This is a genomic window from Aquabacterium sp. (genome assembly GCF_030652515.1).
GTDB lineage: Bacteria > Pseudomonadota > Gammaproteobacteria > Burkholderiales > Burkholderiaceae_C > Aquabacterium.
Window position 1 is genome coordinate 1 of record NZ_JAUSAR010000052.1, and the last position, 2,743, is coordinate 2,743.

At 55.5% G+C, this 2,743-nt stretch carries 2 protein-coding genes; both read right to left on the reverse strand.

Annotation, left to right across the window (positions count from 1 at the left end):
* Nucleotides 1–1,876 precede the first annotated feature (1,876 nt).
* Nucleotides 1,877–2,164: a barstar family protein gene (locus Q7V20_RS06685; RefSeq protein ID WP_304788464.1), complete on the reverse strand. Its 288-nt coding sequence runs from the start codon at nucleotides 2,162–2,164 to the stop codon at nucleotides 1,877–1,879.
* 196 nt (nucleotides 2,165–2,360) lie between these two features.
* A partial coding sequence (locus Q7V20_RS06690; RefSeq protein ID WP_304788466.1) for a transposase occupies nucleotides 2,361–2,743 on the reverse strand: 383 nt, incomplete at its 5' end.

A 2,743-nucleotide genomic window follows, 5' to 3' on the forward strand; every position in this document is an offset into this window, starting at 1 on the left:
CGCAAGACCATTGACACCTTGATTGCGACGCGATGTATTGAAAGCGACTATTCGCTTCTATTCAGTGATCGCGACTTCGAGCCATTCGTTGAGCATCTAGGCTTGCGCTCAGCGATGGGTGATGCTTAAAAGCCTAACGCCCGAGGTAAGCCGACACCAACAAGCGAAGCTTGTTGGTGTCGGCTTGACCAAAAAGTTAGGCTGCGGCGCGAAGGCACTGTGTTTTTGGAAATTTTAGCCTTCAAGCACTACTCCTTGCCATACGTTACCGCCAGAGTAATGAATGCATCGTTCTTTCCGAGGTACGGAGAGGACAAGCATGCCACTGTGGTTCCGGGGTCGGATTTATTGCGGCCAACAATAACGCCTGACCTGTAATTTTCATTTTTCGCTTGGTCTGGATCGGGGGCGGCTGGTGGAGCCCAATGAAATATCGTATAGGACCATCCGCTGTGGCTGAAGCTAACTTCCGTATCGAAGCCTCTTGGGCGACGAAAGTAGCCAACCTCAAAACCAGAGGTTGAGAATGACGATGCTGGAACTGGATAGGCAAGCTCAAGCTGATGTCGTTTGCCAATGCGATATTGCAGGGTAAAGAGTTCTGGCGCTTGAAGAGAGGTGCCGCAGAGCGATACAAGCCTGCCCAACTGATTAACTTGACAAGAAAAGTAGACTGTCTCGGTGGATGTACACAAAGTCTCAACAGCGTGGCAACTCATCGGACCAATGAGTGCGAGAACACCAGCGTGAGCAAAGATCTTTCGCCGCATGTCAAAAGCCTAACGCCACAGGTAAGCCGCACCGGAGCGCGAAGCGCGCAGGGAACCTACAAGCGGAGCTTGTAGGTGTCGGCTTGACCGACACGTTAGGCTGTGGCGAGAAGAAACAGCCGATGAGTACAAGCAAACCTTGCTTGGCTTTTGGATGCTTGACCTTGGCATGCCTGAACTCCCTTTGGGTGATTTGCAGACATTCTGCCTGATGCACATGTGCCAGCAGGCCGACGATAGGCGGACTGCTCGTTTGACACTTGATTCTTGCAGAGGTCCAAGTTCGCCGCGACCCGTTGGAAAACGCCAAGCCGTGAACCACCGCAAGTGGATGACTGCCGACTTGGCGATGGCCTGAACAGCCATTGCGAACTGATGGCGTTTTTCTGCCAGCCGCAGGACAGGCAGCAGCCACAGCGATGGCATGTGGCACTTTGGCGCCGAACGGTGATGAGCAGGCTGCCGACGGGCAGACAGCTAGACTGAGCCATGCAATGCCACTACGTTGCAGACCACCGAGCTGATTAGCGCTGGGCCTGGAAAGATGACCAACGCCTGAGCAGCAAAGAAAACAGCGCCGACAAACAACCAGGCGGTGGAAGTAGCAATGGCCAGAGATGCTCCATATAGCTGACTTTCAAGGCAACCAAAAGCCTAACGCTCAAGTTCAGCGGCGCCCATAAGGCATGGCCGAAGCGAAGGAACGGGTCAGCGTCCGCTGGAACGCACAGTTAGGCCGGTGCGCGAAGCAGAGGGGAAGAACCTCGCCCTGACGTTCAAACCTTTGCATGAAGCCAACCCTTGGTGTTTGATTTGCTGTGATTCTGCCTGACGCTGGCGAGCATGGGCACCACTGATTCGCGCGCTGACCGCCGACGGGCGGACAGCCTACTTGGCGACGGCATGTGGCACCTTGGTGCCGCTTGATGATGAGCAGGCTGCCGAAGGACAGACAGCCAGATTGAGCATTGGCATTGCGCCCAATGGCATGCGGCGCTGAAGAGCCAAACCTGAACAAGCGTTGCAACGATTGCTCGGCAGAGAAAACAGCCACGGTCGGCCTCGAAATTCTCGTATGCGGTGGCGGGGACTGAGGTACAACATAACTAGGCGTAGTTGACCTTTGATGCCAACTCTGGATGCTCTGCTGACATTTCCTGCAAGCAAGCCTGCAAAAGCTTTGCTTCACGAGGAAGGCGTCGTGAGACTTCATTCCAGCCAATGAGGTGAAGGCTTATTGGCATTTCCACTAAACCAGTGATCGCATCCCAGAATGCGTCCCAGTTCGCTCCGTACCATTCAGGAAAGTGAAGACATTTCGCCAGGGCAGCATGCAACTCCTGCGATGAGGACACGGTGCTCAGGTCGATTTCGATTAGCGGTTGCCGGGCCATTTTGAAAAGCCTAACGCCCGCGGTAAGCTGCGCCGGAGCGAAGCGGAGGGTACCAACAGGCGCAGCCTGTTGGCGTCAGCTTGACCAAACAGTTAGGCTGGTGACAGACGCAAGAATACGTTGAGTTGCTCATAGCCTGTTTAATTTGGATTTGTTATCTGCAACGACTTCAACTCAATTGTCGGCCTTGCAAAATTCAATTTGAGGCCATAACTGCATGATCGCGGGCCTGCCCTAGCTCTGAGACGAACCATGCGGCCAGCACGGCCAGCCATAAAACAGGCGCAAAAAGGGCCTTCAGGCCCTTGCGGGCGATGGCCCGCAGCAGCCAGCGCAGGTTGTAGCCCGCTGCGCACAGCACCGCGTGCAGGGCATCACCCTCAGATCCCTTGAGCCAGCAGCGTTGCATCCCGTGATCCTGCTTGACGTGCCCAATCGCCGGCTCGACCGCCTGGCGCCGCTTCAGCCATCGTCGTTGTTTGTCCGTCAGCCGCTTGGACTTGCCTCGGTGAATCAGCTCGATGGGCGCGATCTCCGCGTCCACACCACGGTAGCCCAAGTCCACGATGGCCGTGGTGG